Here is a 288-nt window from a genome sequence, read left to right on the forward strand (position 1 = left end):
CTCTAGGCAAAGGTGTTCGGCGCGCTCGTATAGGGCGTTCAGGCCGTGTATTTGGATGGTTTTGCCTATCCGGGCTACTGGGTCCATGAGGCCTAGCCATTGGGCGCGGGTGAGGTGTTTTGTTGATAGGCGTAGGTTGGAGACTGTTTCGGTTGCGACTTCGATTTGCCGGTAGAGGTATTCGGGTAGATCGAATTGGATAACCCCGATATTGGGTTGGTACAGGTAGTCGGTTTCCACTTTTAGGCCTTTTTGCCCTGGTATGCCGATATCTGCCATGGTGTAGGT

Annotated in this window: 1 protein-coding gene; it reads right to left on the reverse strand. The window is 52.8% G+C overall.

Annotated elements, in window-relative coordinates:
• Nucleotides 1-240, reverse strand: a 240-nt coding sequence (locus tag QP381_RS08945; RefSeq protein WP_285068647.1) for a hypothetical protein, incomplete at its 3' end; no start/stop codon positions are given.
• Nucleotides 241-288: the final 48 nt, after the last annotated feature.

Source organism: Pauljensenia sp. UMB6358 (assembly GCF_030216865.1).
Lineage (GTDB): Bacteria > Actinomycetota > Actinomycetes > Actinomycetales > Actinomycetaceae > Pauljensenia > Pauljensenia turicensis_A.